5 protein-coding genes are annotated in these 6,347 nt (G+C 72.4%); 3 read left to right on the top strand and 2 right to left on the bottom strand.

The features are described 5' to 3' along the window. Positions 1 to 207 precede the first annotated feature (207 nt). The gene (locus tag P1P70_RS38240) at positions 208 to 579 is read right to left on the bottom strand and encodes a holo-ACP synthase (protein ID WP_319245985.1); all 372 of its coding nucleotides are present in this window, start codon (positions 577 to 579) and stop codon (positions 208 to 210) included. A gap of 39 nt (positions 580 to 618) precedes the next feature. After that, positions 619 to 2,466, bottom strand: a complete 1,848-nt coding sequence (glmS, locus tag P1P70_RS38235; protein ID WP_319245983.1) for a glutamine--fructose-6-phosphate transaminase (isomerizing) — start codon at positions 2,464 to 2,466, stop codon at positions 619 to 621. Positions 2,467 to 2,688: 222 nt separating this feature from the next. Between glmS and alr the strand changes: the two genes are divergently transcribed. The 3 genes from alr to tsaE all read left to right on the top strand — a co-directional run bounded on the left by alr (position 2,689) and on the right by tsaE (position 5,800). Then, on the top strand, positions 2,689 to 3,849 hold the full coding sequence (gene alr, locus P1P70_RS38230) for an alanine racemase (RefSeq protein ID WP_319245981.1): 1,161 nt from the start codon (positions 2,689 to 2,691) through the stop codon (positions 3,847 to 3,849). 180 nt (positions 3,850 to 4,029) lie between these two features. After that, on the top strand, positions 4,030 to 5,277 hold the full coding sequence (locus P1P70_RS38225) for an alpha/beta hydrolase (RefSeq protein ID WP_319245979.1): 1,248 nt from the start codon (positions 4,030 to 4,032) through the stop codon (positions 5,275 to 5,277). After that, the gene (tsaE, locus tag P1P70_RS38220; RefSeq protein WP_319245978.1) at positions 5,243 to 5,800 is read left to right on the top strand and encodes a tRNA (adenosine(37)-N6)-threonylcarbamoyltransferase complex ATPase subunit type 1 TsaE; all 558 of its coding nucleotides are present in this window, start codon (positions 5,243 to 5,245) and stop codon (positions 5,798 to 5,800) included. Before P1P70_RS38225 ends, tsaE begins: the two co-directional genes overlap by 35 nt. Positions 5,801 to 6,347: the final 547 nt, after the last annotated feature.

The raw sequence follows: 6,347 nt of genomic DNA, 5'->3' as shown, positions 1-6,347 counted from the left end.
GGAAAGGGCAGGGGCGAAGCCCCTGCTTCTAGGGGCGCGGGGAACTGCGCGATCAGCCACGCACGGTCCGCGGCCGCCCGATGACGCGCACCCCCGAGCAATGAGGCGCCCCTGACACGCGCCCGAGCCATCATCAGATGCCCCCGCACACGCGCCCGAGCCATCATCAGACGCCTCCGCCCCGCACCCCCGAGCCACGAGGCGCCCTCATCCCTCCGCGATCACCACCGCCGATGCCACCCCCGCGTCGTGGCTCAGGGAGATGTGCCAGGACTGGACGCCCAGTTCCGAGGCGCGGGACGCGACCGTGCCCGTGACGCGGAGGCGGGGTTGGCCCGAGGGTTCGACGTAGACCTCCGCGTCGGTCCAGCGCAGGCCGCCGGGCGCGCCGAGGGCCTTGGCGAGGGCCTCCTTCGCCGCGAAGCGGGCCGCGAGGGAGGCGATGCCCCGGCGTTCGCCGCTGGGGAGGAGGAGCTCGCTCGGGAGGAAGAGGCGGTCGGCCATGCTGGGCGTGCGATCCAGCGAGGCACGGAAACGGTCGATCTCGGCGACGTCGATGCCGACTCCGATGATGGGCATGATCCGCACCCTAGCCCGAGCGCCCCGGGCCGTCGCCGCTCACTCCACCGTCACCGACTTCGCCAGGTTCCGTGGCTGGTCCACCTCGTTCCCCCGGGCCGTGGCCAGTTCGCAGGCGAAGACCTGGAGGGGGACCGTGGCGACCAGGGGCTGGAGCAGGGTCGGGGTGGCCGGGACGCGGATGAGGTGGTCGGCGTAGGGGACGACCGCCTCGTCGCCCTCCTCCGCGATGACGATCGTGCGGGCGCCCCGCGCGCGGATCTCCTGGATGTTGGAGACGATCTTGTCGTGGAGGAGGGAGCGGCCCGCCGGGGACGGGACCACGACGACCACCGGCAGGTCCTCCTCGATCAGGGCGATCGGGCCGTGCTTCAGCTCTCCCGCCGCGAAGCCCTCCGCGTGCATGTAGGCCAACTCCTTGAGCTTCAGGGCGCCTTCGAGCGCGACCGGGTAGCCCACGTGCCGGCCCAGGAAGAGGACCGTGTTCTTGGCGGCCAGCGTGCGGGCCAACTCCCGTACCGGCTCCATCGTTTCGAGCACCCGCTCCACCTCGTGGGAGATACGGGAGAGGTCGCGGACCACGGCCCGGATCTCGTCGCCCCACTTGGTGCCCCGTACCTGCCCGAGGTACAGCGCCACCAGGTAGCACGCCACCAGCTGCGTGAGGAACGCCTTCGTCGAGGCGACCGCCACCTCGGGGCCCGCGTGGGTGTAGAGGACCGCGTCGGACTCGCGGGGGATCGTCGAGCCGTTGGTGTTGCAGATGGCGAGGACCCGGGCGCCCTGTTCGCGGGCGTGCCGCAGCGCCATCAGCGTGTCCATGGTCTCGCCGGACTGGGAGATGGCGACGACCAGGGTGTGCGGGCCGAGGATCGGGTCCCGGTAGCGGAACTCGCTGGCCAGCTCCACCTCGCAGGGGATACGGGTCCAGTGCTCGATGGCGTACTTGGCGATGAGGCCCGCGTGGAACGCCGTACCGCACGCGACGATGACCACCTTGTCCAGCTCGCGCAGTTCGCGGTCGGGGATGCGGACCTCGTCCAGGGAGAGCGAGCCCGCCGCGTCGATCCGGCCGAGGAGCGTGTCGGCGACCGCCTTCGGCTGCTCGGCGATCTCCTTGAGCATGAAGTAGTCGTAGCCGCCCTTCTCCGCCGCCGACGCGTCCCAGTCGACGTGGTACGAGCGGACGTCGGCGGGGCGGCCGTCGAAGGTGGTCACCGTCACGCCGTCGCGGCGCAGTTCGACCACCTGGTCCTGGCCCAGCTCGATCGCGGAGCGGGTGTGGGCGATGAACGCGGCGACGTCGGAGGCGAGGAAGGCCTCGCCCTCGCCGACGCCGACCACCAGGGGCGAGTTGCGGCGGGCGCCCACGACCACGTCCGGCGCGTCCGCGTGCACGGCGACCAGCGTGAACGCGCCCTCCAGCCGGCGGCACACCAGCCGCATCGCCTCCGCGAGGTCGTCGCAGGAGGAGAACTCCTCGGCGAGCAGGTGGGCGACGACCTCGGTGTCCGTCTCGGACGTCAGGGTGTGGCCCCGCTCGGCCAGTTCGGTGCGCAGCGCGGCGAAGTTCTCGATGATGCCGTTGTGGACGACGGCGACCCGGCCCGCGTTGTCGAGGTGCGGGTGGGCGTTGGTGTCCGTGGGGCCGCCGTGGGTGGCCCAGCGGGTGTGGCCGATGCCGGTCGAGCCCGTCGGCAGCGGGCGGCCCACCAGTTCCTTCTCCAGGTTGACCAGTTTCCCGGCCTTCCTCGCGGCGGCGAGGCCCCCGTCGGCGAGCACCGCCACGCCGGCGGAGTCGTACCCGCGGTACTCCAGCCGCTTCAGTCCGGCGAGGACCACGTCGAGGGCGGACTGCGAGCCGACGTATCCCACGATTCCGCACATAGCAACCCCTGTGTCGTGCCGTTTGCGACCTGTCGTGTGTCGTGGGTGACTGTACGTGACAGTTCGGTGCGGGGGCAGGAATCGGGTTCGGGGCGGGGGCTCTGAGCGTCGCGGGGCGCGGGTTCGTCGTGGCTTGTCGCGCCCACGCGGCGGAGCCGCAGAGTGATACAGCCCCGCGCCCCTGGCGGGGGCTTCGGTGCCCTCTGCGACACTGGGGCTGACATGAGTGAGACAGCACCTGTGCCGCACGCGCCCCTTCGGGCCCGTGCGGAGATCGATCTGGACGCCCTGCGGGCCAATGTGCGGACGCTGCGCGCGTCGGCGCCGGGCGCCGAGCTGATGGCCGTCGTCAAGTCGGACGCCTACGGCCACGGGGCGGTGCGGTGTGCGCGGGCGGCGGTCGAGGCGGGGGCCACCTGGCTGGGGACGGCCACGCCCGAGGAGGCGCTGGCGCTGCGCGCGGCGGGGCTGTCGGGGCGGCTGATGTGCTGGCTGTGGGCGCCGGGCGGGCCCTGGCGCGAGGCGGTCGAGGCGGATCTCGACGTCGCGGTCAGCGGGTTGTGGGCGCTGCGGGAGGTCACCGACGCGGCCCGGCGGGCGGGCCTGCGCGCCCGGGTGCAGCTCAAGGCCGACACCGGGCTCGGGCGCAACGGCTGCCAGCCCGAGGACTGGCCGGAGTTGGTCGCCGAGGCGCTGCGGGCCGAGGCCGACGGGCTCGTGAAGGTCACCGGGCTCTGGTCGCACCTCGCGTGCGCCGACGAGCCGGGGCACCCCTCCATCGACGCCCAGCTCACCCGCTTCCGCGAGATGGTCGCGTACGCGGAGGGCCAGGGCGTCCGCCCGGAGGTACGGCACATCGCCAACTCGCCCGCCACCCTCACCCGGCGGGACACGCACTTCGACCTCGTACGGACGGGCATCGCGGTCTACGGCATCTCGCCCAGCCCGGAGCTGGGCAGCTCCGCCGATCTCGGACTGCGGCCGGTGATGCGGCTCAGCGCCTCGCTCGCGCTGGTCAAGCACGTCACCGCCGGGCACGGCGTCAGCTACGGGCACCACTACGTCACTCCGGGCGCCACGACCCTCGGCCTGGTCCCCGTCGGCTACGCGGACGGCATCCCCCGGCATGCCTCCGGCACCGGGCCCGTCCTGGTCGGCGGCAAGTGGCGGACGGTCGCGGGCCGGGTCGCCATGGACCAGTTCGTCGTCGACCTCGGCGGGGACGAACCCGCCGCCGGGGACGAGGTCGTGCTGTTCGGCGCCGGGGACGACGGTGAACCGACCGCCGAGGACTGGGCGAAGGCGGCCGGGACCATCGCGTACGAGATCGTGACGCGCATCGGAACCCGTGTCCCGCGCGTCTACGTCAACACGGGTGAGTGAGCGGGCGCGGAGGACCGGGGCCCGTGAGGATGGGAATCCCGGGCATCTGAGCACCAGCAGGCGCACGAGCAGGCGCACGAGCAGGTGCGCGAGTAGGTGAAAGACGGACGAGACGGGTAACTCCGTACAGGCGTGCGGAGCGACAGTGGTACCGGACAGGTCGGCGAAGAGGAGCGGGACGTGAGCGAGAGCAGCGCGGAGGCCGTGGAGGCCGTCGCGAGCGCGGCCGCCGCCACGGCCGCTTCCGGCGACGGGATCTGGCGCAGAGCCGGGATCGCGGGGGCGGCGATAGGCGTCGTCGCGGCGGGCGCGGCGGCCGGCGTCGCCATAGAGCGGCTCACGGTCGGGCGCGGTATGCGCAGGAAGGCCCGTCTGGCGCTCGACTCCACCGGCCCGTACGGGGCGCTGCGCGGCGTCCCCGCCAAGGCGGTCGCCGACGACGGCACCGAGCTGTACTACGAGGTTGACGATGTCGAACCCGAGGCGGGCCTCTCGCCCCGCAGACGCCGCCTCTTCGGCCGCAAGGCCCCGGCCCCCGTCACCGTCGTCTTCAGCCACGGCTACTGCCTCAACCAGGACTCCTGGCACTTCCAGCGGGCCGCGCTGCGCGGAGTCGTGCGGACCGTGCACTGGGACCAGCGCAGCCACGGCCGCTCCGGGCGCGGGGTGTCCCAGGTGCGCGACGAGCTGCCGGTCACCATCGACCAGCTCGGCCGTGACCTCAAGGCCGTCATCGACGCGGCCGTGCCGGAGGGGCCCATCGTGCTCGTCGGCCACTCCATGGGCGGCATGACCGTGATGGCGCTGGCCGCGCACTTCCCCGAGCTGATCCGCGAACGGGTCGTCGCCGTCGCGCTGGTCGGTACGTCGTCGGGACGGCTCGGCGAGGTCAACTTCGGGCTGCCCGTCGCCGGTGTCAACGCGGTGCGGCGGGTGCTGCCGGGGGTGCTGAGGGCGCTCGGGCAGCAGGCCGCGCTGGTGGAGCGGGGGCGGCGGGCGACCGCCGATCTGTTCGCCGGGATCATCAAGCGGTACTCGTTCGCGTCGCGGGACGTCGACCCGGCGGTCGCGCGGTTCGCCGAACGGATGATCGAGGGCACGCCCATCGACGTCGTCGCCGAGTTCTATCCGGCGTTCACCGAGCACGACAAGACCGAGGCGCTCGCGACCTTCACCGAGCTGCCGGTGCTCGTGCTGGCCGGGGTCAAGGACCTCGTCACACCGAGCGAGCACAGCGAGGCCATCGCCGATCTGCTGCCGGACGCGGAACTGGTGCTCGTGCCGGACGCGGGGCACCTGGTGATGCTGGAGCACCCCGAGGTGGTGACCGACCGGCTGGCCGACCTGCTCACCCGCGCGGGGGCCGTGCCGGCGGGAGCTACCGTAAGTGGTTATGGAAGCGCCAGCAGCACCGCACGTCCCGGGTGAGTCCGGGGCCTCCGCCGACGACAGCGGGTCGTCCCTTCGGACCACCGTTCAGATCACCGTCAACGCACCCGACCAGATGCTGGAGCTGGGCCGTCGCCTGGCCAAGCTCCTGCGTGCGGGGGATCTCGTGATGCTCAACGGGGAGTTGGGCGCGGGGAAGACGACGCTCACCCGGGGGCTCGGCGAGGGGCTCGGGGTGCGCGGGGCCGTCACCTCGCCGACCTTCGTCATCGCCCGGGTCCATCCGTCGCTCGGCGAGGGGCCGCCGCTCGTGCACGTCGACGCGTACCGTCTGGGCGGCGGGCTGGACGAGATGGAGGACCTCGATCTCGATGTCTCGCTGCCGGATTCGGTGATCGTCGTGGAGTGGGGCGAGGGCAAGGTCGAGGAGTTGACCGACGACCGGCTGCATGTCGTCATCCATCGGGCGGTGGGGGACACGACGGACGAGGTACGGCATGTGACGGTCACCGGTCTGGGCGAACGGTGGGCCTCCGTCGAACTGGGTGTGCTGTCGGCGTGACGCTGCGCCGATCGTTCCGACGAGCTGTCGGCAAGATGTTGCGTTGGTCGTCTCCGGCGTGGTCACATGGTAACCAGTCCTTGGTTAGGTCTACCTAACTTGGTTCGCCGTGGCACCCAGGGAGGCGTCCATGTCGACAGCAGAGCGGGTCCCCTCCGGGGCGGGCGGAGTGTCGATGCGGGACCTCTTGGCGGCTTGTGCGGCGGCGAAGGCCGTCTCTACGCCGCCGGTGGCTCCGCCCGTGGCTCCGCCGACGGCTCCGCCGGTGAAGCGGGGGGCGCAGCGGGCTGAGTCTGAACGGTGCCGCAAGGTGGCGTAGCCGTGGGGCGCGTTCGGAGGGGTGGGCGCGGTCGTGGCGCGGCTGCCGGTTCGTGGGGGTTCTCGCGCAGTTCCCCGCGCCCCTGAGATGACCGGCGGTCAATAGGGCCCCTAGTCGACCACGACCACCTTTGTGCCGATGCCCGCGAATTCCCACATCGCCTCGCCGTCCTTGCGGGACTCTCGGATGCCGCCCGTCTTGGTGGTGGGGTCGGGGCGGGGGGTGGAG

Source organism: Streptomyces sp. MB09-02B (genome assembly GCF_033794485.1).
Classification (GTDB): Bacteria; Actinomycetota; Actinomycetes; order Streptomycetales; family Streptomycetaceae; genus Streptomyces.
Note: the sequence above shows the minus strand (reverse complement) of the source record. Positions and strands in the feature narration are given on the sequence as shown.